The following is a 23,804-nucleotide window of genomic DNA, read 5'->3' as shown; positions in this document are numbered from 1 at the left end:
CCTTAAAAAGGTTCAACCTAGGATTTTAATGAACTGACTCATCAAGCATTTCTTTAAATACATTGAAAAGATCAAGCGATGCATTTTCGGCAACTTCACATTTATTAATTATGCTGTGTTGAGTAATATCTTTGCTAATATCTTCTGTATTTGCTATTGTTATGGCATTATTCATATTTTCATGAACTTTTTCATGTGGCTCGTTAATTTTTAAGAAGCTTTTATTTTGCCCAAATCTTTCTTTTCCTGTGCTAGCAAGCCATTTTCCTAAGCGACAAGATGTGTGATCAGCTAATTGCTTTCCTGATTTGGAAAAAATTTCTTTATAACCATTTAATTTAAAAGCTATATGATCTAGTTTTGCTAAAGATACGAAAGCTTCTGAAGCGATACCAACTGCATTTGAATTAGTAGAATGCGCTTCATTTACTAAGTGAGTAAATTTTTCGGAAAAACTCATAATATGAGCATTAGAATCTATGGAAATTTTTTCAACTTGCTCACTTTGAGTATACATTTCATTCGCATTTTGCTTTAGAAGGTTGATATTCATTTCAACTTCTGTGGTTGCTTTTTGTGTTTTTTCAGCTAGTTTTCTTACTTCATCAGCAACAACAGCAAAACCACGTCCATGTTCACCTGCGCGTGCAGCTTCTATAGCAGCGTTAAGAGCTAAAAGATTGGTTTGATCGGAAACATCTTTAATTAGATTGATTACATTAGTAATTTCATCTACACTTCTATGTAAGGTTCCTGCAGCATCTCTTGTTTTATTGGCTGATTCTGTAATATCTCCTAAGGAAGCATTGATAGAATTAGCAATATGGTTAAGTTCATCCATTTCAGCAAGAGAAGTTTTAGAATAGCTAGAGATAACTTCTGCCTTATTTACATTTTCTAGCATATCGCCTTGAACAATAGTAATATTTTTTAAAACTCCGGTTAATAAAACATTTAAAAGATCTGTTTTAAGTTTAGACTCTAAAGCCTCTTGTTCTAATGATGTAATTTTATTTTTTAATTCTAAATTTTCCGATTGAAATTTTTCAATTTTATGTGCAAGATTTTTATTTTCTTCTTCAAGTTTTTGAAGATCAGAATGGTTTATTTTACTTCCAAACATTGTTTTGCCTTATTTTTTATAATTTGCTAGATATTGGCTAAGTTCATCTTTTACATGAAGCTTTTCTTTTTTTAAGGTTGAAATTTCCATGCTGCTAAGAGAAGTTCTACCTTCTTCTGCATCTTTAATCATGTCATCAAGTTCATTATGACGATCAAATAGTTTATCAAAATGAGCATCTTTACCTTTTAGCTCTGACATTAATTCTCTATATTCATGTAGCATAAACTCTCCTTGTATTAGTGAAATTTAAAATTCATTTAACAAGGTATTTTACACTATTAAAAGATATTTTTGGCTTAAAAAATAATAAAATTAATAATAATTTTTAAATGTGTGTTATATAAGTGATTTATTAAAGTTTATTTTTAAATTGGAAATTTTAAAATTGAGGAATAAATCCTCAAAATTATTTAGAATTTTGTTTTTTTAGAGTTCTTAGAGTAGAAGCTGCAATTCTCATTTTTCTCGTGGTGCCATCTTCTAAAGTTACACGAACTGTTCTGAGATTAGGTAAAAAGCGTCTTTTTGTTTTATTGTTAGCATGGCTGACATTATTACCCACCATTGGACCCTTGCCTGTGATTTGACATACTCTTGCCATTTTCTTGTCCTTATGAAAATTTTTAAATGGAGATTTTATCAAAATTAAGCTTAAAATATTCCATAATTTATAGTTTTTTTAATATATAAGTCGATAAAATATTATTTATCACATTTATATATACTTTAAGGTTTTGATCATGTATGTAGCTCCAAGTTTATTGTCTGCAAATTTTTTGAAATTAGAAGAAGAAGTTAAAGCTATTGAAGCTGCAGGTGCAGATCTTTTACATATTGATGTAATGGATGGACACTTTGTTCCAAATTTGACTTTTGGACCTTGCGTGATCGAAAAAATTTCAACTATTAGTAAGTTGCCATTAGATGTGCATTTGATGGTTAAAGATGTAAGTAAATTTATAGATCTTTTTATCCCTTTGAAACCAAAATTCATTTCTTTTCATATGGAAAGCGAAGTTCATCCTATAAGACTTTGTGAATATATAAGAAGTCAAGGAATCCATCCTGCTATTGTTTTAAATCCGCACACTCCTATTGATTCTATTAAACACATGCTAGAATTTGTAGATATGGTACTTTTAATGAGTGTTAATCCTGGATTTGGTGGACAAAAATTTTTACCTTTGGTGCATGAAAAAATCAAAGAATTGCGCCAAATGATTGATAAAAAAAATGCTAAAGTTTTTATAGAGGTTGATGGTGGTGTTAATGGTTTAAATGCTAGCGATTTAGAAGAATCCGGAGCTGATATTTTGGTGGCTGGAAGTTATATTTTTTCTTCTAATGATTATAAAACTGCAATTTCATCTTTAAAGCTTGAATTTTGAGTTTACAGCAAATTGATCAGATTATTTCTATATTAAATAAGCAAAGCAAGCCTTATGATTGGGTGATGCAAGAGTTTGCCAAAGTTGAAGAATTAAAAAATTTTGATTTAGATTTGGAAACTTTTGAGCTTTTGGGTTTGGGTTTAACTTTGAATAAAGATAATATTTTTACCCTTAAAACACGCACAACAAAAATTAAAGATGAAATTTTTTGCATAGTAGATATAGAAAGTACTGGCGGTGTAAGTAAGGGGGAAATTTTAGAAATTGGAGCAGTAAAAATTCAAAATTCTAAAGAAATTGGACGCTTTCAAAGTTTTGTTAAAGTAAAAGAAATTCCAGAAAATATAACCGAACTTACGGGTATTACTTATGAGATGGTGGAAAATGCTCCAAGTTTAGCAAAGGTTTTAAGTGATTTTAGGCTTTTTTTAAAAGACAGTATTTTTGTAGCGCATAATGTGCGTTTTGATTATAGTTTTATTTCTAAGGCTTTAAATGAGTGTGGTTTTGGCATTTTGCTTAATCGTCGTATTTGCACTATAGAATTTGCACAATGTTGTATAGAAAGTCCAAAATATAAACTAGAGGTTTTGAAAGAATTTCTGGGCGTGGAAAATACGCATCATAGGGCCTTAGATGATGCTTTAGCAGCTGCTGAAATTTTTAAATATTGCCTTGGAAAACTTCCTTATCATATAAAAACTACAGAAGAACTTATAAATTTTACAAAGACTGCACGCATAAAGCAAAAATAAATATTTAAAGTGTATAATTAAAACATAAATGACGGGAGCTTGTGTAACAGGCTGAGAGTAAGCTAAAAGCTTAGACCGAACCGGATCTGGATAATGCCAGCGTCGGGAAGATTTATAAATTTCAATACTTTAAAAATTTATACTCACCCTTCATTTATCCAAATTTTTTAAAGGATAAATTTATGAAAACTCAAATGAATTATGCCAAACAAGGTGTTTTTACTAAAGAAATGCAGATTGTTGCACAAAAAGAAAATTTAAGTAAAGATTTTTTGCTTGAAAATATTGCTTGCGGTAAAATTATTATCCCTGCAAATATTAATCATAAAAGTCTTGATCCAAATGGTATAGGTTTTGGACTGCGTACTAAGGTTAATGTAAATTTAGGAGTTTCAAATGATTGCGTTGATTATAGCGAGGAAATGAAAAAAGTAGAGCTCGCTCATAAATTTGACATAGAAGCGATTATGGACTTAAGCAATTATGGCAAAACAAGTCGTTTTAGAGACGAGCTTGTTAATGTTTCAAAAGCTATGATAGGAACAGTTCCTGTATATGATGCGGTAGGATTTTTAGAAAAAGATTTAAAACAAATTGGTGCTAAAGACTTTTTAGATGTTGTATATCATCATGCTAAAAGTGGGGTTGATTTTATGACAATTCATGCAGGTATTAATTCTCGCGCAGCGCATATTTTTAAACAAAGTAAAAGACTTACAAATATAGTTTCAAGAGGAGGCTCTGTGCTTTATGCTTGGATGATGATGAAAGATGCCGAAAATCCTTTTTTTGAGTATTATGATGATTTGCTTGACATTTGTTTAAAATACGATGTAACTTTATCTTTGGGCGATGCTTTGCGTCCTGGCTCTACTCACGATGCAAGTGATGGGGCGCAAATTTCAGAGCTTATAGAATTATCGCTTCTTACCCAAAGGGCTTGGGATGTTGGGGTTCAAGTAATGATAGAAGGTCCAGGGCATATGGCTATTAATGAAATAGAGGCAAATATGCAATTAGAAAAGCGTTTATGCAAAGGAGCGCCTTTTTATGTCTTAGGACCTTTGGTAACAGATATTGGCGCAGGGTATGATCATATTAGTGGTGCTATTGGAGGAGCTGTGGCTGCAGCTAGCGGTGCTGATATGCTGTGCTATGTAACACCTGCTGAACACTTAAGACTTCCAAATTTAGAAGATGTTAGAGAGGGTATAGTTGCGACTAAAATTGCAGCTCATGCAGGAGATATAGCCAAACTTCCAAAAGAAAGAGCAAGGGATGATGAGATGAGTAAGGCTAGACAAGAGATAGATTGGGAGAAAATGTTTAAGCTTGCTATTGATGGAGAAAAGGCTAAAAAAATGTTTAATGAGCGTCACCCTGATGATTTAAACTCATGTTCCATGTGTGGAAAAATGTGTGCAATGAATACTATGAATCAAATTTTAAAAGGTGAAGATGTGAGTTTAGCTTGAATAAACTTTGAGAGTAAGATCTATAGAGATGCCTTGCTCTCCTGCTTTAAGATTAAGCGGATAATCAAGCTTGATTAAGTTATTATAGTTTTTTAGAGCATCAATAAAATCATAAAGCCTTCTAGGATTGTTCATTGTCGCTTTAATGGCTAAGCGGTTTTTTAGATATTTTTCTTGTTTTTCGGGCTTAGTTTCTTGAATTTTTACATTTTGAAAATATTTTTGTAAAAAAATATCAAAATTTCCTATATTAAAATTTTGCTCAAATTGCTCTAAACTTTTGTTGTTTTCGCTTCTTAGGGTTGATATTTTATCTTCACTAAAGTCAAATTTTGATTTAGCGGCTTTTAAGATGGCAAGTTGTGAGTTTTCTCTAAGATTTGCTTGTTTGTAATTTTTTAATGTCGGCAAAAGTAAAAATAAGATCAAGGCTGTGCAAACGCTTATAAAACTTAACGCGCAAATGATAAGCTTTGATAAATCAATTTCTTCTAGGCTTTTATCTTTCATCTGTAACTCCTGGAATTTGTTTACTAATACTAACAAAACGATACCACCCATTATCTAAGCGATAATAGGTTGTATAGCTTTGATCAAAGATGCTTTTTAAAGGGGTTTCTAAAAGTAGAGTAAACATTTCTCTTGTAGGAGTGACTCCGATAAGTTTTAAGGAATATTCGTCTTGTTCAACACTTTCAAGAGTAATATTATCAGTTTTTACAATAATATCAAATAGATTTCTTAAGCTTTCTTTAACAATTTGATTTTGAGTGTTAAAATTTTTCGCTATTTGGCTTTGATCAAATAAAATTTCATAAAGCATTTCATTTTGCTTAGTTTGATTTTGAAGCACTATAACTTGTTGTTTTTCATCATCGATAGAGCTATTGATTAATGCAATTTTTATTGTATATGTAAAATATACTAGCAAGATAAATAATATACTAAAACCAAAAAGTCCTAGCCAAATTTTATCAAAGAGTGTGAAAATAGGTTTTTTTCTTGGCTGTATGAAGCTATAAGTCATTTAAGCTCCTTTCGCATCAACTCTATCATAAGATCTAAGGTGTTGATTTGTTTCGTTTTTATCTCTAAAAAAGTTTCACTTTCTAAAAAATCAATAGCACTTATGTTAATATCTGATTCGCTATATAATAAAATACCATTGATAAATACCCCAGCATATTTATCATCATTGTAAAATTTTTCAATGCTCGTAATAATATAACGACAAAGTTCCATATCGTTGCTAAATTGATTTAATTCATCAAGATTAAAATTATCATTATTATCCAAAGTTTCAAGATTATTTTCTTGATCAAGTAGGTCAAATTTATTATTTAAGGCTTCATTGAAGTTATCTAAGGTAACTTCAGTATCATCGTTGTTGTTTTCAATTTCTTGATTATCTTCTGATGGAAGTTCAAGCTCTAAACCTAATTCTTGCTCAAATATTTTAAAATCACCGTATAAAATAGTATTGCCTTTAGCAACAATAATTGCCAAAAGATGTCCTTGTTTAAATCCATAAAGTAAAATTTGATCATCAGGCTGTTTTTCTTTTTGTATATTGTAGTAAAGAAGGGCAAAAGGGGAATATAAAAAATCTAAACCTCTATATTCTTCAAAAAGCTCGCTATAATATTCCACATGTTCGGTAGCCGTATAAACAAGGGCATTATTAAACAAAATATGCTGTAAGCTGATTTTTCCTATATTAAAGTGCTCACAATCTTGAATATTTGTACTAGGTATTAATCCTTGTTCTTTGGCATCCAAAAATAAAGTAGTGTGGTAAAATAAGAAATGCTTGCTTAAATTTTTTATGTATTCTAATAAATTTTCGCTTTTATCAAAAGTTTTTTCATTGCTACTGATTAGTTTATTTCCTCTATAAATAGAAGCTTTTACAATATTTTTTTTATCTTCTAAAATAATACTAATAAAAAGTTGTGGAAATATTTTTTTAAGTAAAAATAACATTTCATTCCTTAAATTGATCAGCTAAGCTAATTTTATCAAATTGTTCCATTAGAAATTCTTTAGCTTTTTCTTTATCTAAAGATAAAATATCCAAAGGTTCACTTAGACTATAAGTAATCTTACTAAAAGGTTTTGGCAAGATCATCTTATCCCAACTTTTAAATTCCCAAAAACGATTTGCTTCATAGTTTAAAATTCTTATCTTTAGTTCTTTTTTTTGAGCCAAAATGATAGAACCATCTGAAATACTATGATAAGGCCCTCGTGGACCATCGGGCGTGATAACTATATCGTCATTTTGTTCTAAAACTTTAAATGCAGCTCTAAGTGCACTGCTAGCACCCCTTGAAGTGCTTCCTCTTACAGTATCAAGACCGAAAAGCTTGATGATTTTTGCAATTTGTTCTCCATCTTTATGGTGGGAGATCATGACATAGGCTTTTTTATTTTTTTGTCTATAATGTCTAAACGCAAAAGGCATGAGTGCTAATTTTCCATGCCAAAAAAGTATCACACCAGCTTTACGGTCAACTTTTTCACCTTTATAGTGCTTTTTACAGCTTAAAAAAATAAGCCATTGCAAGATGAAAATTATATATGTTAAGCAATGGATTTTAAACGATTTCCCCATATAAAACCATACGCTTTGCATTAGTTATTTTTACTTCTTTAAATTGCCCTAAAAGTTCTTCGCTACCTTCAACTTGAACTAAAAAATTATTATCTGTTCTTCCAGCAATGCTATTGCCTGCTCTTAATTCTTCAAATAAAACTTTAAAAGTTTTATTTTCTTGTTTTTTTACAATTTCATCTAAAATTTCACTATGACGATTTTGTAAGGTGCTAAGTCTTCTTGAAGCTGTTTCTTCATCGATTTGATTAGGCATGGTTGCAGCTTTTGTTAAAGGGCGTTTGGAGTATTTAAAAGAAAAAATTTGTTCAAAACGCACTTTTTCCAAAACATCCATAGTTTCTTCAAAATCTTTTTCACTTTCCCCTGGAAAAGCTACAATAATGTCTGTAGAAATGCTAACATTTGGACAAAGTTCTCTAAGTTTTAAAGCTCTATTTAAATACCATTCTTTAGTATAGCCACGCTTCATAGCTTTTAAAATTTCACTTGAGCCGCTTTGTAAAGGCATGTGCATGGATTTGCAAACTTTTGGATTATTGGCAAAAACTTCTAAAAATTTATCATCCATATGCAAAGGATGTGGACTTGTAAAGCGAATGCGCTCCAAACCTTCTATAGTGCTAAGTTCTTCTAAAAGATCTGAAAAGTCCATTTTTTTATGTTCGTTTCTAAATCTTTTGCCGTAGTTATTGACATTTTGTCCTAGCAAGAAAATCTCTTTAGCGCCTTTTTCAACGGCTTTTTGAGCTTCTTTGTAGATGATGTTAAAAGGTATGGAAATTTCATCTCCTCTAGTATGTGGCACTATACAATAAGTGCAGTGTTTATCACAACCTATGGAGATATTAATATAGGATTTATAAATACTATTTCGAAAATCTGCAAAAGCAAATTCACTTTCATCATAGTTTATGTCCACGCCCATAAATTTTGGAGTTTTTATAGCTTGAGTGATTTTGGAAATATTTCTTGCCCCTAGAACAAAATCCACATAAGGAGCACGTTTGAAAATTTCATTTCCTAAATGTGATGCAGTGCATCCACAAACTCCTATTTTAGCACCTTCTTTTTTAACTTTTTCAAAGCCACCCACTTCTGAGAAAAGTTTATGCACAGGTTTTTCACGCACTGAACAGGTATTAATAAGAATAAGATCTGCTTCTTTGATATCTTCTGTTAGTGCGTAATTTTCTTTTTGTGCTAATTCTGCGATCATATGCTCAGAATCTCTGACATTCATCGCACAACCTAAAGTTTGGATAAAAAGTTTTTTAGCACTCAAAGAATATGTACCTCATACATAAAATCATTATCATCAAGTCCGTATTTTACGGTTCTATGATAAATGCTTACTCCTTTTTTTTCAAAATGATTTACAAGGGCAATGAGTTGTTTGTGTGTATTATCTTTATCAAAATAAAAAAACTTTTGTCCTTCTTTTTCTATAGCCTCTTCGATTTTTTCTAGGCTAATATTTTTAGGTTTTTCATTAATCAAAGTTCTTGCCAATTTTAATTCCATAGCTAAATCCTTAAGAATTTTCATTTTAATCTATAATTTTAGCAAATTTTACTTTTAATTAAACTTATTAAGGATATAATTTTTATCTACATTTTTAAATTTCCCACAAAAAAGGTTTTATAAAATATGGAAAAGATAGCAGATATTATCGAATCTATTGCTAATGAAAAAAATTTAAACTTAGAGAATGTAAGAGAAAAGGTAGCTACCGCTTTAATCAATACTGCAAAAAGAATTTATGGACAAGAATATGAGTTTTTTGTGGATCCTAAAAATTTAAATCTTTATCAAAAAATCACCATAGTAGCAGATAATGACGAGAGATTGCAAAATAAAAGTGAGAGTTTTATCGCGTTAAGTAAGGCAAAATCAGAAGCTCCAGATGTTGAAATAGGAGATGAATTAACCTATGAATGTTCTTTGGAAAATTTAGGAAGAACTGCGGTAAATACCTTGCACAAAGAACTTGAATATCATATACAAAAATTATTAGAACAAACTATTTTTGAAAAATATAAAAACAAAGTAGGGCAAATGGTTTTTGGTACAGTTGTTAGAGTGGATAATGAAGAAAATACTTTTATTGAAATAGATGAATTAAGAGCTTTTTTACCAAGAAAAAATCGCATTAAAGGGGAAAAGTTTAAAATAGGTGATGTGGTAAAAGCTGTGATACGCCGTGTTTATACAGATAAGGGTATTAAAATCGAGCTTAGTCGTACAAGTCCTAAATTTTTAGAATGTTTACTTGAAGCTGAGGTTCCAGAAATCAAAGATGGTTATGTCAATATTATAGGATGTGCTAGAATTCCAGGTGAAAGAGCAAAAATCATTCTTCAGGCCAATGGAGCAAATATCGATCCTGTAGGCGCTACAGTAGGTGTTAAAGGTGTAAGAATTAATGCAGTAAGCAAAGAGCTTCATAATGAAAATATTGATTGTATAGAATTTACAAATGAGAGTGAAATTTTAATTTCTCGTGCCTTGGCTCCTGCTATTGTAAATTCTGTAAAAATTGAAGATAAAAAAGCTATTGTAAGTTTAAATAGCGAACAAAAAAGTAAAGCTATAGGAAAAAATGGTATTAATATTCGCCTTGCTTCTATGTTAAGTGGTTATGAAATAGAGCTCAATGAATTAAGTTCATCACAGCTAAATAATGCCATCAGCAATGAAGAAGCAATGAAAAATCTTCAGGATTTGTTTAAAATTTAAAATATTTGTGAATTTTCACAAATATTTTTTATAAAACCACCTCCAATAAAATGCCGCAAAGATAAAAATCATACCTAATAAACCTGTAATCAGTTCTAAACTCAAGCCTATTTCAAATAAAAAGCCCATAAGCATTGAAATAATAGCACTAAAACTAAGATAAATCATATCTGTATAAGCGATTACCCTACCATGATATTCTTTGTCAGCATTTTTTTGTATCATGGTGTAAGTATAAGCCCAAAGCGCTGAGGTAAAAAAACCTGCACCAATTAAACCTAAAAAAGAAATATAAAAATTAAATTGAGTTAAAGCCCAAAGTATAATACCAAAACCTTGACCAAGATACATGTAAAATAAATTTTTATCATTAATAAATTTGCTTAAAATCATAGGTCCTATAGCTAAAGAACAAGCACGTACCGCATTTAAAAACCCTATTACTAAAGCAGCGGATAAAACTTCTTTATATTGATGTTGTGCTAAAAGCGTAACCAAGGTTTCATAAGCAGTTAAACCTATAAAAGCATGAAGTAAAATAAGATGAAAAATTATTTTATTATTTAAAACATAGAAAAATCCTTCTTTTATCATGGTAAAAAAGCGACTTTGTGTTTTTTGATGAAAATCAGGAATGCTTAATCTTACTAAAAAAGAAATGCCTATGAGTATAAGTATACAGTCAAATAAAAAAGCGGTTTTAACTCCTAGAAAATAAATAAAAATTCCCGCACTTGCCATACCTGCTGTATAAGAAATCGCCCAAATGACACTGTGCATTTCATTAGCGAGTTTAAGTTCTTGAGGGGTTAAAATTTTGGCCAATAAACTCATTTCAGCTTGAAAATAAATCGAAGCAACACAAAGTCTTATGAAAATTAAAATAAATAAAAGCCAAAGCATGCTAAGACTTGTGACAAAAATAAGACAAAAAATAGAAATTAATTCTATGCTAATCATACTGAGTAAAAGTTTTTTAGGTTTATTTTTCTCTACTATGACGCCATTAATAGGAGCAAGTAAAACTCCAGGTAAAAAAGCAAGCATAGCACTTGTAGCTGTTGCCCAAGTAGGAGCATTAAGCTCAACCAAAAGGGTAAAAACTCCTGTTTGAGAAAACCATGCTCCAAAATATACTATAAACTGAACCGAAGCTAATATTCTGATATTTTTATTATTTTTTAATAGTTCAATGTAATTCATAAGCGAAACTATAGCATAATTTATATTTTAAATGCTATAATTATTTTAATTATGTAAAAAACAAGGAAAAATTTTGAAAAGACTGGATAAAAAAGAAGCTTTAGATTTATTAGATCATGCGAGTTTAACTGAACTTGGAGAAATGGCTTATAAAAGAAAATTAGAACTTCATCCTGAAAAAATTACCACTTTTGTTGTGGATAGAAATATTAATTATACCAATGTTTGTTGTATTGATTGTTCTTTTTGTGCTTTTTATCGCCATCATAAAGAAGATGATGCTTATATTTTAAGTTTTGAAGAGATAGGCAAGAAGATAGAGGAGCTTGAAGCTATTGGGGGTACACAAATTCTTTTTCAAGGCGGGGTGCACCCAAAATTAAAAATAGAATGGTATGAAGAATTAGTTTCTTGGATAAAAGAACATTATCCAAATATCACTGTGCATGGTTTTTCAGCAGTTGAAATCGCTTATATTGCAAAAGCATCTAAAATTTCAATCACTGAAGTGTTAAAAAGATTACAAGCTAAGGGTTTATTTTCTATACCAGGAGCGGGAGCTGAGGTGCTAAGTGATAGGGTGCGTGATATTATCGCACCCAATAAATGCGATACAGCTACTTGGTTAGAAGTACATCGCCAAGCTCATAAAATCGGTATGAAAAGTACAGCTACCATGATGTTTGGAACGGTTGAAAATGATGAAGAAATCATCGATCATTTTGAACATTTAAGAAAATTACAAGATGAAACAGGTGGTTTTAGAGCTTTTATTTTATGGAGCTTTCAAAGTGATAATACTGCTTTAATCCAAAAACATCCAGAGATTATGAAACAAAGTTCTAACAAGTATTTAAGACTTTTAGCTTTAGCAAGACTTTATTTAGATAATTTTAAAAATTTACAAAGTTCTTGGGTGACTCAAGGCTCACTTATAGGCCAGCTTGCTTTAAAATTTGGGGCCAATGATTTAGGCTCAACTATGATGGAAGAAAATGTAGTAAGTGCTGCAGGAGCAAGTTATAGAATGAATCAAGATGAGATGATAAGGCTGATTAGAAGTTTAGGCGAAAATCCAGCTAAACGCAATACCGCTTATGAAATTTTAGAAAGGTTTTAATGCAGTATTTAGAGAGTAGGGGTGTTAAAATCCCTTTTATTTTTGAAAAAAATTCTGATTTTCCCATTGTTGTTTTAAAGCTTGTTTTTAGAAATTGCGCTAGAAGTTATGATGAAATAGCAGGTTTAGCTAAGATGTTTTCACGTATTTTAAATGAAGGCGTGGATGATAAATTTTTTAAGGATTTAGAATTTAGAGCGATAAATTTAGAGGCAAGTAGTGGTTTTGAAAGCTTGGAAATCAATCTTTCTTGCTTGAAAGAAAATTTTGATTTTGCTTTAAAGAGTTTAGAAAAATTGCTTTTAAAACCAAGAATAGAAGAAAAAACTTTGCAAAAATTAAAAATCAATGCCTTAGGTGAGCTCGCGAGTAAAAATAGTGATTTTGATTATTTAGCAAAAAATTTACTCAATACTCAAATTTTTAAATGTAAAGAATTTCAAAGTCCAAATGATGGGGATGAAAAAAGTATAGAAACTTTGTCTTTAAAAGATTTGCAAAATTTTTATAAAAATTTTATCCATCTTAGTGATTTGGTTGTGATTTTAGGAGGAGATTTAGAAGAAAAACAAGCCAAGGAAGATCTTTTAAAACTCTTATCAAAACTTCAAATAGGTAAGAAAAATACTCCAAAAAAATATGAGTTAAGCAAAAACATCAAAGATGAAATTTTGCTACGCCCAGAAAGTGAACAAGCTTATATTTATTTTGCTACACCTTTTTTTGCTGATTTTAAAGATAAGGATTTATATCTTGCAAAAATTGCATTATTTGTTCTAGGGCAAGGAGGATTTGGTTCAAGGATTATGGAAGAAATTCGCGTTAAAAGAGGTCTTGCATACTCAGCTTATGCTATGCTTGATATGAATATGTCTTTTTCTAGAGTTTTTGGATATTTACAAACTAAAAATGAAAGCGCTAAAGAAGCTAAAAAAATCGTAAAAGAGCTTTTTGAAGATTTTATAAAAAATGGCATGACTCAAAATGAACTTGATCAAGCTAAAAATTTTCTCATAGGATCAACTCCTTTGCGTTATGAAAGCTTAAGCAAGCGTTTATCTATGACCTTTAATGAATTTTATCAAGGTTTAAAATTAGGATATTATAAAGAAGAGTTAAAACTTATGGAAAAGGTTAAACTTGAAACCATCAATGCTTATATTAAAAAACATCAAGAGCTTTTAAATATAAGTTTTGCAAGCATACAAAATGAAAATTAAAGAAAGTGATTTTGAATTTTTTAAAAAATTAAAAATTAGAAGTGCTATTGATTTAGCCCTTCTTTTACCTAAAAAAATTGAAAATTTAAATCCAAGTAAAAATCCCAAAGAAAATGAAATTTGCACCCAAAAAATCACTATAAAAAGCGTTAGTTCAAGAAAAAATCAACTTTTTGGTTTAGGTTTTTGTGAAGAATGGCAAGAAAATATTTCTTTTGTGTTTTTTCATCCTAGAGCTTGGCATTTTAGGATTTGTAAGGTAGGAAAAGAGCTTATTTTTAATGCCAAGCTCTCGCGTTTTAATCACACTTGGCAATTTAACAATCCTAAAATTTTAACTTCTTTTGAGGGTTTTAGTCCAAAGTATCAAATTTTAGGTTTAAAAGATGCAAAAATTGCTGCTTTTATACATAAATATCTTAATTATGAAAATTTAAAAGAAAGTGGCATAGAGGATAAATATATACATTTTCTTTTAAATTTACATACTTATGATGAAAAAAGTTTTTTTATGTTTGAAAATTTGCAAAATTTTAGCAAAGATTTAAAATATATAGAAATATATAATTTTTTAAAGCGTTTAAAAGCTAAAAAAACGCATTTTAAAGCTCATCAAATCAATGTTTTTAATATAGCTAATTGGCTTAAAGATTTGCCTTTTTCTCTTACTAAAGATCAGCTTAACGCCTTAAAAGATATAGAAAAAGATTTGCATTCAAAAGAAGCCAAAAGGCGTGTGATTATGGGTGATGTGGGGTGTGGTAAAACCTTGGTTTTACTCGGTGCGGCTTTGATGGTTTATCCTAAGCAAGCTATTTTAATGGCACCTACTAGTATTTTAGCGTATCAGCTTTATGAAGAGGCTAAGAAATTTTTACCTGATTTTATGAATATTTTGTTTATTAAAGGGGGTAAAAAAGAAAAAGATTTAGAACAAAATATCCAAAAAGCAAATCTTATCATAGGCACTCACGCTTTAATTCATTTAGAAAGTCATAATGCCGTGCTTGTAATGATAGATGAACAACATCGTTTTGGATCAGCTCAGCGTGAAAAAATTCATTCTTTAAATAAACAAGAATTTGCCCCTCATTTTATACAGTTTTCGGCTACGCCTATTCCAAGAACTTTAAGCATGATACAATCTGAACTTTTAAATTTTAGCTTTATTAAACAAATGCCTTTTAAAAAAGATATTACAACTTATTGCATACAAAATGAAGGTTTTTCTAAGCTTAGCGAGAAGATCAAGGAAGAAATTTCTAAAAATCATCAAATTATCATTATTTATCCCTTAGTGAGTGCTAGTGATAAGATTCCTTATCTTTCTTTAGAGCAGGCCAAAGAATATTGGCAGAGTCATTATGAAAAAGTTTTTGTAACTCATGGAAAAGATAAACAAAAAGATGAAATTTTAGAGCGTTTTAGAGATGAGGGAAATATTTTACTAAGCACTACAGTGGTGGAAGTAGGTATTTCTTTGCCAAGATTGAGTATGATAGTGATTGTGGGGGCGGAACGTTTAGGACTTGCTACCTTACATCAACTTCGTGGCCGTGTAGGCCGTGTAGGGCTTAAAAGTACTTGCTATCTTTATACTAAACTTAAAGAAATTCCGAGTCGTTTAAAAGAATTTGCTAGCACTTTAGATGGGTTTAAAATAGCAGAGCTTGATCTTAAAAATCGTTTGAGTGGAGATTTGCTCGATGGTTTTATGCAACATGGAAATGAGTTTAAATTTTTTGATTTTTCTAAGGATGAGGAGATTTTACAAAAGGTAAAAAAAGATTTGGCAAAAAAATTGCCAAATTAATGTCCACCATACTTATAAAGCATATTTTGAAAATGTGAAGCTATCATTTGTGCACGCTGTAAAATAACTGCTTTCATTTCTTCATTATAAACCATATTTAAACTTTCTTCAAAAAGTCCTAGCCAAACTTCAAAAAATTCTTGAGGAAAAGGAGGTAAATCTAGATGTTTTTTTAAGGGTTGCCCATTATAATCACCTTCGCCTAAAAGCATGCCTGCCCAAAAATTTCCTATTTTTGCTTTATGTTCTTCCCATTCTTCATCGTTTGTTCCAATAGCATTGTTAAAAATAGGCCCTAAATCCTTATCTTTTCTAATTTTTTCATAAAATATTTCCATGAGTTTTGCTATGCTTTCTTGATTAATTGTTTCAAATTTCATATAAGCCTTTCTTAAATGTTAATTTTATGGCGTTAATATAGCAAAAATAAGATAAATTAAATTTAACATAAGTTAAGAATGGAAAATGTATATAATGAAAGACTATTTAGAACTTTTATCTAGTGTAGGAAAATTAAAAAAATTTCAAAAAAATAGTATTTTATTTTATGAAGGCGAAGAGGCTAAAAATTTTTTTATTTTACTCAAGGGAAAAATACGCATTTATAAAAGTACATCAAGTGATAAAGAAATTACTTTGCATTATTTTAATCCTCCAAATTTTATAGCAGAAATGCCTGCTTTTAAAAAATTAAATTATCCTGCTAATGCTGTCTTTGAAGAAGATGGAGAAATTTTGGAAATTGATTTTATTAATTTTCAAAATTTATGCAGTGAAAATAAAGAATTTAATTTTTTACTTATCAGCTCACTTTTTGATAAAATCAAAATTTTAGAAAAGAAATTATCTCAAAATGCATTAGATTTAAGGACGAGATTATTAAAGTATCTTTTGGAAAATGAAAAAAATTTAGATACAATTTCACAAAAACAAATTGCAATTGATTTAAATGTTAGAGCACAATCTTTATCTCGAGTGTTAAAAGAACTTAAAATTTCAGAACTTATTGATACAAAAAAAGGTAGAATTGAAATTTTAAATAAAGATATGATCATGAAAGAACTTTGGTAAAAATTTAAGGTAGAGAATGGATTTTGATTTTATATTAGCTCAAGCTCCTGCTTTTTTAACGGCTGCTTGGCTTACGATAAAACTAAGCTTTTTTGGAATTATTTTTTCTTTGATAATAGGTTTGTTTTGTATTTTAATGAGTTATTTTAAAATAAAAATTTTAGAAAATATTTGCAAGCTTTATATAGAGTTTTCAAGAAATACGCCTTTATTAATTCAACTTTTTTTCTTATATTATGCTTTACCTAAATTTAATATACATTTAGAGCAAATTCCACCGCTTGATTTGATTTGCTTAAGCGTAGAAGAAACTTTAAGGCCTTCTTTTGCTTGTGCTATAGTAGGACTTAGTTTTTTAGGAGGTTCTTATATGGCTGAAAGTTTAAGAGCGGGATTTGAAGCCATAAGAAAACAGCAGTTTGAAGCGGGACTTTCTTTGGGTTTTTCAAAATTTGGAAATTTGCGTTATGTGATTTTGCCGCAAGCTTTGGCTATTTCTATGCCAAGTATTAGTGCTAATATTATATTTTTAATCAAAGAAACTTCAGTTGTTAGCATTATTGCCTTGCCAGATTTGGTGAATTTAATGAAGAGTTTAAATTCCTTAACCTATAAGACAGATGAGCTATTGTTTTTGTTGTTTATGGGATATTTATGCATTATTTTGCCTTTGTCTTTTATTTTGCTAAAGTTTGAAAAAAGGTTGCTTCATGCTTGAATTTTTAAATACTGATACGCTTTTAAGACTCTGGCAAGGGCTTTTTGTCACTCTTGAAATTTCATTTATCAGCATTATTATTACTTCGATAGGTGGGTTGTTTTTGGGAATTTTAATGAGTTTTAAAAATACCTATATCTATGCTTTTTGTCGTTTAGGTTTAGAATTTGTGCGTGTTATGCCACTTTTGGTATGGCTTTTTGTGGTGTATTTTGGTTTTCCTAGATGGTTTGGGTGGGATTTGAGTTCTGTAAGTGCAGCTATTATTGTTTTTAGCATTTGGGGTTGTTTTGAGATGATGGATTTGGTGCGTGTTTCCTTGCAGAGTATTCCAAAACATCAGTATGAAAGTGCATCATCTTTAGGTTTAAATACGGTGCAAAGTTTTGTTTATATTATTATTCCACAAGCTATGCGTCGTTTAACTCCTATGAGCATGAATTTACTTACTCGCATGATTAAAAGTACAACCTTTGCTTATTTAATCGGTGCGGTAGAGCTTGTAAAAGTAGGGCAACAAATTATAGAATTTCATAATAGAAATGATTTTGCACCTTTTGTTATTTATGGTTTGATTTTTTTTATCTTTTTTATACTTTGTTATCCCATCACTTTATATTCAAGAAAATTAGAGAAAAAATGGAGCTAAAATGAGCATACTAAAAATAGAAAATTTACAAAAGTATTATGGTTCGCATCACGCCTTAAAAGATATTAATTTAGAAGTTAAGGCTAAAGAAGTTGTGGTGATTTTAGGTCCTAGCGGATGTGGAAAATCTACGCTTTTGCGTTGTATTAATGGGCTTGAAGAGATTGCAAGTGGTAATATTTATATTGATAATGAGAAAATAGATAAAGATTTTAAAGAATGGCCAAGAATGCGTCAAAAAGTTGGTATGGTTTTTCAATCTTATGAGCTTTTTGAGCATTTAAGTGTTGAAGAAAATATACTTTTAGGGCCTATGAAAGTGCAAAAAAGAAAGAAAGATGAGGTTTTAAAAGAGGCTAAAATTTGGCTTGAAAAGGTGGGGCTTTTGCATAAAATTCATGCTTATCCAAGAGAGCTTAGCGGAGGACAAAAGCAAAGAATTGCCATAGTAAGAAGTTTATGTATGAATCCTGAGTTAATGCTTTTTGATGAGGTTACAGCAGCACTGGATCCTGAGATTGTTAGAGAAGTTTTAGAAGTGATGTTAAATCTTGCAAAAGAGGGTATGACTATGCTTATTGTTACCCATGAAATGGGTTTTGCTAAAGCTGTAGCAGATAAAATCATTTTTATGAATGAAGGAAAAATCATCGAAGAAAATGATCCTAAAAGTTTTTTTGAAAATCCAAAAAGCGAAAGAGCAAAGAAATTTTTAAATTTGTTTGATTATCATAAATAGATAAAAATAATATTGGTTTATGATAATAAACTTTACAAGACTAAAATTTTATAGAAAAACTAAAAAAGTCTTGACAAAAATTTTTTTTTGAGTTATAATCTCACTTTTATTTTTGCTGGTTTAGCTCAGTTGGTAGAGCAGCTGCCTTGTAAGCAGCAGGTCGGGGGTTCAAGTCCCTTAACCAGCTCCATTTATTTTAGCAGTGTTTGACCAGAATATTGAAAAAGCAATATTTTTATGGTGAGTTACTCAAGTGGCCAACGAGGGCAGACTGTAAATCTGCTGGCTTTCGCCTTCCGTGGTTCGAATCCACGACTCACCACCATGCTTTGCGGGAGTAGCTCAGTTGGCTAGAGCATCAGCCTTCCAAGCTGAGGGTCGCGGGTTCGAGTCCCGTTTCCCGCTCCAATAATTTAAAAGAACTGGGAGCTGTATTTTAAAACCTTTAACTTACAGTATATATCCCATTTAAGAGTTTTTGTTGTCTGTTATTGTGTATAATTTTTCTGAGCGCTCGTATGGCTCAGAGGTAGAGCACTCCCTTGGTAAGGGAGAGGTCGCGGGTTCAATTCCCGCTATGAGCTCCATGAATTGAAAAAATTATATAGATATAAGACTTGCTTTGCTCAATTTATTTTTTATACGGAGGAAAAAAATGGCTAAAGAAAAATTTTCACGTAATAAGCCACACGTAAATATTGGTACTATTGGTCACGTTGACCATGGTAAAACTACTTTAACAGCTGCTATTTCTGCTGTTCTTTCTAGAAGAGGTTTAGCAGAGCTTAAAGATTATGATAATATCGATAATGCTCCAGAAGAAAAAGAGCGTGGTATTACTATTGCTACTTCTCATATTGAATATGAAACAGACAATCGTCACTATGCACACGTTGACTGCCCAGGTCACGCAGATTATGTTAAAAACATGATTACAGGTGCTGCACAAATGGATGGAGCGATCTTGGTTGTTTCTGCTGCAGATGGTCCTATGCCACAAACTAGAGAACATATTCTTCTTTCTCGTCAAGTAGGCGTTCCATATATTGTTGTTTTTATGAATAAAGCAGATATGGTTGATGATGCTGAACTTTTAGAGTTAGTTGAAATGGAAATTAGAGAATTATTAAGCTCTTATGATTTCCCAGGCGATGATACACCTATTATTTCTGGTTCTGCTTTAAAAGCTCTTGAAGAAGCTAAAGCTGGACAAGATGGTGAATGGTCAGCAAAAATTATGGATCTTATGGCTGCAGTTGATAGCTATATTCCAACTCCAACTCGTGATACTGAAAAAGACTTCTTGATGCCAATTGAAGATGTTTTCTCAATTTCAGGTCGTGGTACTGTTGTTACAGGTAGAATTGAAAAAGGTGTTGTAAAAGTAGGTGATACTATCGAAATCGTTGGTATTAAAGATACTCAAACAACAACTGTAACAGGTGTTGAAATGTTCAGAAAAGAAATGGATCAAGGCGAAGCAGGAGATAACGTAGGTGTTCTTCTTCGTGGTACTAAAAAAGAAGAAGTTATCCGTGGTATGGTTCTTGCTAAACCAAAATCAATTACTCCACACACTGACTTTGAAGCTGAAGTTTATATCTTGAATAAAGATGAAGGTGGTAGACATACTCCATTCTTTAACAACTATAGACCACAGTTTTATGTAAGAACAACTGATGTTACAGGTTCGATTAAATTAGCTGATGGTGTTGAAATGGTTATGCCAGGTGAAAATGTGAGAATTACTGTAAGCTTGATCGCTCCAGTAGCACTTGAAGAAGGAACTCGTTTTGCTATTCGTGAAGGTGGTAAAACTGTTGGTTCAGGTGTTGTTTCTAAAATTATTAAATAATTTAATAAAGCCAAGTTAAAAGCTTGGCTTTAATTTTTTAAGGAAAATTAAAATGAGAATTAAAGTTGGTTTAAAGTGTGAAGAATGTGGTGATATTAATTATAGCACCTATAAAAATAGTAAAAATACTACTGAAAAATTAGAATTAAAAAAATATTGCCCAAGATTAAAAAAACATACACTTCACAAAGAAGTTAAGCTAAAAAGTTAAGCTTGCGCCCTTAGGGCAATAGCTCCAACGGTAGAGCGCCGGATTCCAAATCCGATGGTTGGGGGTTCGAATCCCTCTTGCCCTGCCATAATTAAGGTTTAAATAAATGGAAAAATTAATAACTTATTTTAAATTATCAAAAGCCGAATTAAGGAAAGTAATTTTTCCTTTAAAAGAACAGGTAAGAAATGCCTATATTACAGTTTTTGTGGTTGTTGCGGTGATTTCTTTGTTTTTGGCGTTAGTGGATTGGCTTATGTCCTCTATTGTTTCTGCGATCGTATAAGGAGAGTAAATGAGTACTCATAAATGGTATGCAATTCAAACTTATGCTGGCAGTGAAATGGCAGTTAAAAGAGCCATTGAAAATTTAGTAAAAGATAACGGAATTGAAGAACAACTTAAAGAAATTGTTGTTCCAACTGAAGATGTTATTGAATTTAAGAATGGAAAGGAGAAGATTAGCGAAAGAAGTTTGTATTCAGGATACGTTTTTGCACTTCTTGATTTAAATACAGAGCTTTGGCATCGCATTCAATCTCTTCCAAAGGTTGGTCGTTTTATTGGAGAATCCAAAAAGCCAACCCCTTTAACAGAAAAAGATATTAATTTGATTTTGGAAAAAGTTCACAATCGTGCAGCGCCTAAACCAAAAATTTCTTTTGAAGAAGGGGAAAATGTGAGAATCACAGAAGGGCCATTTGCAAACTTTACTGCAATTGTAGAAGAGTATGATATGGTTCGTGGTTTATTAAAATTAAATGTTTCTATTTTTGGACGCTCAACTCCAGTGGAGATCTTATATTCTCAAGTTGAGAAAATAATTTAATTTATATCAAGTAAGGAGATTTGTTATGGCTAAAAAAGTCGTAGGCGAAATTAAATTGCAAATTGCTGCCACAAAAGCAAACCCATCACCACCTGTTGGCCCTGCTTTGGGTCAGCAAGGTGTTAATATTATGGAGTTTTGTAAGGCTTTTAATGAAAGAACAAAAGATATGGCAGGTTTTAATATCCCTGTTGTTATCACTGTTTATGCAGATAAAAGTTTTACTTTTATTACAAAACAACCGCCAGCTACGGATTTGATCAAAAAAGCAGCTGGAATTTCTAAAGGTACGGATAATCCACTTAAAAATAAGGTTGGCAAATTAACTCGTGCTCAAGTTTTAGAAATAGTAGATAAGAAAATTGCAGATTTAAATACTAAAGATAGAGATCAAGCTGCTAAAATTATTGCAGGTTCAGCTCGTTCTATGGGTGTTGAAATCGTAGATTAATCCTTTCACCGCCAAGGTAAAAGGCGGTAGCACTTTAAAATGCGGAGAAAATAAATGGCTAAGATAGCAAAAAGATTAAAAGAATTATCACAAAAAATTGATTCAAATAAAGAGTATGCTTTAAGCGATGCAATTGATACAATAAAGACTTTAAAGTCTGCTAAATTTGATGAGACTGTAGAAATTGCTTTAAAACTCAATGTTGATCCAAGACATGCAGATCAAATGGTAAGAGGATCTGTTGTTTTACCTGCTGGAACGGGTAAAAAAGTTCGTGTTGCTGTAATTGCAAAAGACGCAAAAGCTGATGAAGCGAAAAATGCTGGTGCAGATATTGTGGGTAGCGATGATTTAGTAGAAGAAATTCAAAAAGGTAATATGAATTTTGATGTTTTGATTGCTACTCCAAATTTAATGGGACTTGTTGGTAAAGTTGGTAGAATTTTAGGCCCAAAAGGTTTAATGCCAAATCCTAAAACCGGAACAGTGACTATGGATGTTGCTCAAGCAGTTAATAATGCAAAAAGTGGTCAGGTAAATTTCCGTGTTGATAAGCAAGGAAATATCCATGCAGGTCTTGGTAAAGTAAGTTTTTCCAAAGAACAATTATGGGACAATGTTAGCACTTTTGTAAAGGCAATCAACAAACATAAACCTGCCGCAGCTAAAGGTAGATATATTAAAAATGCGGCTTTATCTTTGACAATGAGCCCTTCTGTAAAGCTTGAAACACAAGAATTGCTTGATATGAAATAAGAGTTGCTTTTTTGCAACTCTTTTGTTTTAAAATAAACATTTGAAAAAATTTTTGATTTTTTGAGATGTTTATTTTAGATTGAAGATAGTCGAGGCGTAAGCTTAATTGGATTTCCACTCTACTTGAAATCTCAATCGGAAAGGAGAAAATGTGACTAGAAGCGAAAAAGTTGAGATTATTGCTAAACTTGAAGAAGGTTTTAAAGCTAGTGAAGCTATTGTAGTTTGTAATTACAGAGGTCTTAGCACAAAAAAACTAGAAGAGCTTAGAAATAATGCAAGAGAAAACAATGTAAAAGTTCAAATTGTTAAAAATACTTTGGCTAACATTGCTCTTAACAATTCCGGTAAAACAGGTCTAGTTCTTAAAGATACAAATATTTATCTTTGGGGCGAAGATCAGCTAAGTGTTTCAAAAGTAGCTGCTAAATTTGAAGAAAATAACGATAAATTTGAAATCAAAACAGCTCATATTGAAGGCGAAGTTGCAGATGTTGCTAAGGTTAAAGCTCTTGCTAAAATGCCTTCACGCAATGAGTTGCTTGCTATGCTTTTGCAAGTTTGGAATGCGCCAATTACCAATTTCACAATAGGTTTAAATGCGCTTAAAAATAAAAAAGAATCTGAATAAATTAAATAAAAGGATAAAAAATGGCAATTTCTAAAGAAGATGTATTAGAATATATTTCAAATTTAAGTGTTCTTGAGTTATCAGAACTTGTAAAAGAATTTGAAGAAAAATTTGGTGTGTCTGCTGCTCCTGTAATGGTGACTGGTGGTGCTGCAGCTGGTGGTGCTGCAGCTGCTGCTGAAGAAAAAACTGAATTTGATATCGTTTTAACTGATGGCGGTGCTAAAAAGATTGAAGTTATTAAAATCGTTCGTGCTCTTACAGGCCTTGGTCTTAAAGAAGCAAAAGATGCAGTTGAGCAAACTCCTTCAACTCTAAAAGAAGGTGTGGCTAAAGCTGAAGCTGAGGAAGCTAAAAAACAACTTGAAGAAGCTGGTGCTAAAGTAGAACTTAAGTAATTTTAAGCTTTAAAGTTAGAAGAAGATTTGCCAAGGCAAG

Annotated in this window: 29 protein-coding genes, 5 tRNA genes, 1 pseudogene and 1 riboswitch; of the genes and pseudogenes, 24 read left to right on the top strand and 11 right to left on the bottom strand. The window is 31.1% G+C overall.

Annotated features, from left to right (window positions below; all coding sequences use genetic code 11):
- Positions 1–25 precede the first annotated feature (25 nt).
- The 3 genes from ELQ09_RS07650 to rpmB form a co-directional block, all read right to left on the bottom strand.
- On the bottom strand, positions 26–1,123 hold the full coding sequence (locus ELQ09_RS07650; RefSeq protein WP_070316523.1) for a methyl-accepting chemotaxis protein: 1,098 nt from the start codon (positions 1,121–1,123) through the stop codon (positions 26–28).
- Positions 1,124–1,132: 9 nt separating this feature from the next.
- Entirely contained in the window at positions 1,133–1,348 is a 216-nt protein-coding gene (locus tag ELQ09_RS07645; protein WP_002855201.1) for a YdcH family protein, read from the bottom strand.
- A 184-nt stretch (positions 1,349–1,532) separates the two neighbouring features.
- Positions 1,533–1,727: a 50S ribosomal protein L28 gene (gene rpmB, locus ELQ09_RS07640; RefSeq protein ID WP_002854974.1), complete on the bottom strand. Its 195-nt coding sequence runs from the start codon at positions 1,725–1,727 to the stop codon at positions 1,533–1,535.
- A gap of 139 nt (positions 1,728–1,866) precedes the next feature.
- Between rpmB and rpe the strand changes: the two genes are divergently transcribed.
- The 3 genes from rpe (at position 1,867) to thiC (ending at position 4,747) form a co-directional block, all read left to right on the top strand.
- Positions 1,867–2,514 carry a ribulose-phosphate 3-epimerase gene (gene rpe / locus ELQ09_RS07635; protein ID WP_002859889.1) on the top strand — a complete coding sequence of 216 codons (648 nt, stop codon included), beginning with the start codon at positions 1,867–1,869 and terminating at the stop codon, positions 2,512–2,514.
- Positions 2,511–3,272, top strand: coding sequence for a 3'-5' exonuclease (locus ELQ09_RS07630; protein WP_002933070.1), 762 nt, complete (start codon positions 2,511–2,513; stop codon positions 3,270–3,272). Before rpe ends, ELQ09_RS07630 begins: the two co-directional genes overlap by 4 nt.
- Before the next feature lie 21 nt (positions 3,273–3,293).
- Positions 3,294–3,398, top strand: a riboswitch (TPP riboswitch).
- Between the two features lie 56 nt (positions 3,399–3,454).
- Positions 3,455–4,747: a phosphomethylpyrimidine synthase ThiC gene (thiC, locus tag ELQ09_RS07625; RefSeq protein WP_134263875.1), complete on the top strand. Its 1,293-nt coding sequence runs from the start codon at positions 3,455–3,457 to the stop codon at positions 4,745–4,747.
- Here thiC and ELQ09_RS07620 read toward each other — a convergent pair.
- From ELQ09_RS07620 to ELQ09_RS07595, 6 genes are read right to left on the bottom strand one after another with little or no spacing between them, the layout of a single operon-like run.
- On the bottom strand, positions 4,739–5,257 hold the full coding sequence (locus ELQ09_RS07620) for a hypothetical protein (RefSeq protein ID WP_208357116.1): 519 nt from the start codon (positions 5,255–5,257) through the stop codon (positions 4,739–4,741). The two genes, thiC and ELQ09_RS07620, sit on opposite strands and share 9 nt — an antisense overlap.
- Positions 5,247–5,774: a hypothetical protein gene (locus ELQ09_RS07615; RefSeq protein WP_019109158.1), complete on the bottom strand. Its 528-nt coding sequence runs from the start codon at positions 5,772–5,774 to the stop codon at positions 5,247–5,249. The genes ELQ09_RS07620 and ELQ09_RS07615 overlap by 11 nt, the downstream gene beginning before the upstream one ends.
- Complete coding sequence (locus tag ELQ09_RS07610) at positions 5,771–6,730, bottom strand: clan AA aspartic protease (protein WP_134224955.1); 960 nt, start codon at positions 6,728–6,730, stop codon at positions 5,771–5,773. Before ELQ09_RS07610 ends, ELQ09_RS07615 begins: the two co-directional genes overlap by 4 nt.
- 1 nt (position 6,731) lies before the next feature.
- Entirely contained in the window at positions 6,732–7,361 is a 630-nt protein-coding gene (locus ELQ09_RS07605; protein ID WP_002880682.1) for a lysophospholipid acyltransferase family protein, read from the bottom strand.
- Positions 7,345–8,646: a tRNA (N6-isopentenyl adenosine(37)-C2)-methylthiotransferase MiaB gene (gene miaB, locus ELQ09_RS07600; protein WP_134224954.1), complete on the bottom strand. Its 1,302-nt coding sequence runs from the start codon at positions 8,644–8,646 to the stop codon at positions 7,345–7,347. The genes ELQ09_RS07605 and miaB overlap by 17 nt, the downstream gene beginning before the upstream one ends.
- Positions 8,643–8,885 carry an HP0268 family nuclease gene (locus ELQ09_RS07595; RefSeq protein WP_002851103.1) on the bottom strand — a complete coding sequence of 81 codons (243 nt, stop codon included), beginning with the start codon at positions 8,883–8,885 and terminating at the stop codon, positions 8,643–8,645. Before ELQ09_RS07595 ends, miaB begins: the two co-directional genes overlap by 4 nt.
- A 126-nt stretch (positions 8,886–9,011) precedes the next feature.
- Between ELQ09_RS07595 and nusA the strand changes: the two genes are divergently transcribed.
- A complete protein-coding gene (nusA, locus tag ELQ09_RS07590; protein WP_002859895.1) occupies positions 9,012–10,100 on the top strand; it encodes a transcription termination factor NusA in 1,089 nt (362 codons plus the stop codon).
- A 15-nt stretch (positions 10,101–10,115) separates the two neighbouring features.
- On the opposite strand, the gene ELQ09_RS07585 is transcribed toward nusA, so the two are convergent.
- Complete coding sequence (locus ELQ09_RS07585; protein WP_070316527.1) at positions 10,116–11,303, bottom strand: MFS transporter; 1,188 nt, start codon at positions 11,301–11,303, stop codon at positions 10,116–10,118.
- Between the two features lie 73 nt (positions 11,304–11,376).
- Between ELQ09_RS07585 and ELQ09_RS07580 the strand changes: the two genes are divergently transcribed.
- From ELQ09_RS07580 to recG, 3 genes are read left to right on the top strand one after another with little or no spacing between them, the layout of a single operon-like run.
- On the top strand, positions 11,377–12,423 hold the full coding sequence (locus tag ELQ09_RS07580; protein ID WP_070316528.1) for a dehypoxanthine futalosine cyclase: 1,047 nt from the start codon (positions 11,377–11,379) through the stop codon (positions 12,421–12,423).
- The gene (locus ELQ09_RS07575) at positions 12,423–13,643 is read left to right on the top strand and encodes a pitrilysin family protein (protein WP_088303713.1); all 1,221 of its coding nucleotides are present in this window, start codon (positions 12,423–12,425) and stop codon (positions 13,641–13,643) included. Before ELQ09_RS07580 ends, ELQ09_RS07575 begins: the two co-directional genes overlap by 1 nt.
- Entirely contained in the window at positions 13,633–15,456 is a 1,824-nt protein-coding gene (recG, locus tag ELQ09_RS07570) for an ATP-dependent DNA helicase RecG (protein ID WP_070316530.1), read from the top strand. The genes ELQ09_RS07575 and recG overlap by 11 nt, the downstream gene beginning before the upstream one ends.
- On the opposite strand, the gene ctb is transcribed toward recG, so the two are convergent.
- Complete coding sequence (gene ctb / locus ELQ09_RS07565; protein WP_052806201.1) at positions 15,453–15,836, bottom strand: truncated hemoglobin Ctb; 384 nt, start codon at positions 15,834–15,836, stop codon at positions 15,453–15,455. The two genes, recG and ctb, sit on opposite strands and share 4 nt — an antisense overlap.
- Before the next feature lie 94 nt (positions 15,837–15,930).
- Here ctb and nssR point away from each other — a divergent pair, with 94 nt between their 5' ends.
- From nssR to rplL, 17 genes and pseudogenes are all read left to right on the top strand, one after another.
- Positions 15,931–16,527, top strand: a complete 597-nt coding sequence (gene nssR / locus ELQ09_RS07560) for a nitrosative stress-sensitive transcriptional regulator NssR (RefSeq protein ID WP_070316531.1) — start codon at positions 15,931–15,933, stop codon at positions 16,525–16,527.
- Positions 16,528–16,543: 16 nt separating this feature from the next.
- Positions 16,544–17,245, top strand: a complete 702-nt coding sequence (locus ELQ09_RS07555; protein WP_002858512.1) for an amino acid ABC transporter permease — start codon at positions 16,544–16,546, stop codon at positions 17,243–17,245.
- The gene (locus ELQ09_RS07550) at positions 17,238–17,894 is read left to right on the top strand and encodes an amino acid ABC transporter permease (protein ID WP_070316532.1); all 657 of its coding nucleotides are present in this window, start codon (positions 17,238–17,240) and stop codon (positions 17,892–17,894) included. The genes ELQ09_RS07555 and ELQ09_RS07550 overlap by 8 nt, the downstream gene beginning before the upstream one ends.
- Position 17,895: 1 nt before the next feature.
- A pseudogene (locus tag ELQ09_RS07545) lies at positions 17,896–18,656 on the top strand (amino acid ABC transporter ATP-binding protein).
- Between the two features lie 91 nt (positions 18,657–18,747).
- A tRNA-Thr gene (locus ELQ09_RS07540) sits at positions 18,748–18,823 on the top strand.
- Between the two features lie 49 nt (positions 18,824–18,872).
- Positions 18,873–18,958, top strand: a tRNA-Tyr gene (locus ELQ09_RS07535).
- A 6-nt stretch (positions 18,959–18,964) separates the two neighbouring features.
- Positions 18,965–19,041, top strand: a tRNA-Gly gene (locus tag ELQ09_RS07530).
- Positions 19,042–19,145: 104 nt separating this feature from the next.
- Positions 19,146–19,220, top strand: a tRNA-Thr gene (locus ELQ09_RS07525).
- Positions 19,221–19,288: 68 nt separating this feature from the next.
- Entirely contained in the window at positions 19,289–20,488 is a 1,200-nt protein-coding gene (gene tuf / locus ELQ09_RS07520; RefSeq protein WP_002855271.1) for an elongation factor Tu, read from the top strand.
- A 52-nt stretch (positions 20,489–20,540) separates the two neighbouring features.
- Positions 20,541–20,699, top strand: coding sequence for a 50S ribosomal protein L33 (gene rpmG / locus ELQ09_RS07515; RefSeq protein WP_002793551.1), 159 nt, complete (start codon positions 20,541–20,543; stop codon positions 20,697–20,699).
- A gap of 12 nt (positions 20,700–20,711) precedes the next feature.
- A tRNA-Trp gene (locus tag ELQ09_RS07510) sits at positions 20,712–20,787 on the top strand.
- A gap of 18 nt (positions 20,788–20,805) precedes the next feature.
- Positions 20,806–20,985: a preprotein translocase subunit SecE gene (gene secE / locus ELQ09_RS07505; RefSeq protein WP_002854985.1), complete on the top strand. Its 180-nt coding sequence runs from the start codon at positions 20,806–20,808 to the stop codon at positions 20,983–20,985.
- Positions 20,986–20,994: 9 nt separating this feature from the next.
- A complete protein-coding gene (nusG, locus tag ELQ09_RS07500) occupies positions 20,995–21,528 on the top strand; it encodes a transcription termination/antitermination protein NusG (protein WP_002851098.1) in 534 nt (177 codons plus the stop codon).
- Positions 21,529–21,553: 25 nt separating this feature from the next.
- Positions 21,554–21,979 carry a 50S ribosomal protein L11 gene (gene rplK / locus ELQ09_RS07495; protein WP_002779452.1) on the top strand — a complete coding sequence of 142 codons (426 nt, stop codon included), beginning with the start codon at positions 21,554–21,556 and terminating at the stop codon, positions 21,977–21,979.
- A gap of 54 nt (positions 21,980–22,033) precedes the next feature.
- Positions 22,034–22,735 carry a 50S ribosomal protein L1 gene (rplA, locus tag ELQ09_RS07490; RefSeq protein ID WP_002854928.1) on the top strand — a complete coding sequence of 234 codons (702 nt, stop codon included), beginning with the start codon at positions 22,034–22,036 and terminating at the stop codon, positions 22,733–22,735.
- Between the two features lie 151 nt (positions 22,736–22,886).
- Entirely contained in the window at positions 22,887–23,366 is a 480-nt protein-coding gene (rplJ, locus tag ELQ09_RS07485; protein WP_002858610.1) for a 50S ribosomal protein L10, read from the top strand.
- A gap of 20 nt (positions 23,367–23,386) precedes the next feature.
- Positions 23,387–23,764 (top strand): 50S ribosomal protein L7/L12, encoded by a 378-nt coding sequence (gene rplL / locus ELQ09_RS07480; protein WP_070316533.1) that lies wholly within the window; start codon positions 23,387–23,389, stop codon positions 23,762–23,764.
- Positions 23,765–23,804 lie beyond the last annotated feature (40 nt).

The sequence above is a fragment of the Campylobacter sp. CH186 genome, from assembly GCF_004378925.1.
GTDB classification, from domain to species: Bacteria; Campylobacterota; Campylobacteria; order Campylobacterales; family Campylobacteraceae; genus Campylobacter_D; species Campylobacter_D jejuni.
This window is presented reverse-complemented; position numbering and strand designations above follow the sequence as displayed.

Coding starts and splice junctions, on each gene's coding strand:
- recG (WP_070316530.1), top strand. CDS start 13,633: ATGAAAATTAAAGAAAGTGATTTTGAATTTTTTAAAAAATTAAAAATT.
- ELQ09_RS07575 (WP_088303713.1), top strand. CDS start 12,423: ATGCAGTATTTAGAGAGTAGGGGTGTTAAAATCCCTTTTATTTTTGAA.
- ELQ09_RS07615 (WP_019109158.1), bottom strand. CDS start 5,774: ATGACTTATAGCTTCATACAGCCAAGAAAAAAACCTATTTTCACACTC.
- rpmG (WP_002793551.1), top strand. CDS start 20,541: ATGAGAATTAAAGTTGGTTTAAAGTGTGAAGAATGTGGTGATATTAAT.
- ELQ09_RS07645 (WP_002855201.1), bottom strand. CDS start 1,348: ATGCTACATGAATATAGAGAATTAATGTCAGAGCTAAAAGGTAAAGAT.
- rplK (WP_002779452.1), top strand. CDS start 21,554: ATGGCTAAAAAAGTCGTAGGCGAAATTAAATTGCAAATTGCTGCCACA.
- ELQ09_RS07555 (WP_002858512.1), top strand. CDS start 16,544: ATGGATTTTGATTTTATATTAGCTCAAGCTCCTGCTTTTTTAACGGCT.
- nssR (WP_070316531.1), top strand. CDS start 15,931: ATGAAAGACTATTTAGAACTTTTATCTAGTGTAGGAAAATTAAAAAAA.
- ELQ09_RS07650 (WP_070316523.1), bottom strand. CDS start 1,123: ATGTTTGGAAGTAAAATAAACCATTCTGATCTTCAAAAACTTGAAGAA.
- rpmB (WP_002854974.1), bottom strand. CDS start 1,727: ATGGCAAGAGTATGTCAAATCACAGGCAAGGGTCCAATGGTGGGTAAT.
- rplA (WP_002854928.1), top strand. CDS start 22,034: ATGGCTAAGATAGCAAAAAGATTAAAAGAATTATCACAAAAAATTGAT.
- rpe (WP_002859889.1), top strand. CDS start 1,867: ATGTATGTAGCTCCAAGTTTATTGTCTGCAAATTTTTTGAAATTAGAA.
- secE (WP_002854985.1), top strand. CDS start 20,806: ATGGAAAAATTAATAACTTATTTTAAATTATCAAAAGCCGAATTAAGG.
- nusA (WP_002859895.1), top strand. CDS start 9,012: ATGGAAAAGATAGCAGATATTATCGAATCTATTGCTAATGAAAAAAAT.
- ELQ09_RS07610 (WP_134224955.1), bottom strand. CDS start 6,730: ATGTTATTTTTACTTAAAAAAATATTTCCACAACTTTTTATTAGTATT.
- ELQ09_RS07585 (WP_070316527.1), bottom strand. CDS start 11,303: ATGAATTACATTGAACTATTAAAAAATAATAAAAATATCAGAATATTA.
- ELQ09_RS07595 (WP_002851103.1), bottom strand. CDS start 8,885: ATGGAATTAAAATTGGCAAGAACTTTGATTAATGAAAAACCTAAAAAT.
- ELQ09_RS07620 (WP_208357116.1), bottom strand. CDS start 5,257: ATGAAAGATAAAAGCCTAGAAGAAATTGATTTATCAAAGCTTATCATT.
- ELQ09_RS07605 (WP_002880682.1), bottom strand. CDS start 7,361: ATGGGGAAATCGTTTAAAATCCATTGCTTAACATATATAATTTTCATC.
- nusG (WP_002851098.1), top strand. CDS start 20,995: ATGAGTACTCATAAATGGTATGCAATTCAAACTTATGCTGGCAGTGAA.
- tuf (WP_002855271.1), top strand. CDS start 19,289: ATGGCTAAAGAAAAATTTTCACGTAATAAGCCACACGTAAATATTGGT.
- ELQ09_RS07550 (WP_070316532.1), top strand. CDS start 17,238: ATGCTTGAATTTTTAAATACTGATACGCTTTTAAGACTCTGGCAAGGG.
- thiC (WP_134263875.1), top strand. CDS start 3,455: ATGAAAACTCAAATGAATTATGCCAAACAAGGTGTTTTTACTAAAGAA.
- rplL (WP_070316533.1), top strand. CDS start 23,387: ATGGCAATTTCTAAAGAAGATGTATTAGAATATATTTCAAATTTAAGT.
- ctb (WP_052806201.1), bottom strand. CDS start 15,836: ATGAAATTTGAAACAATTAATCAAGAAAGCATAGCAAAACTCATGGAA.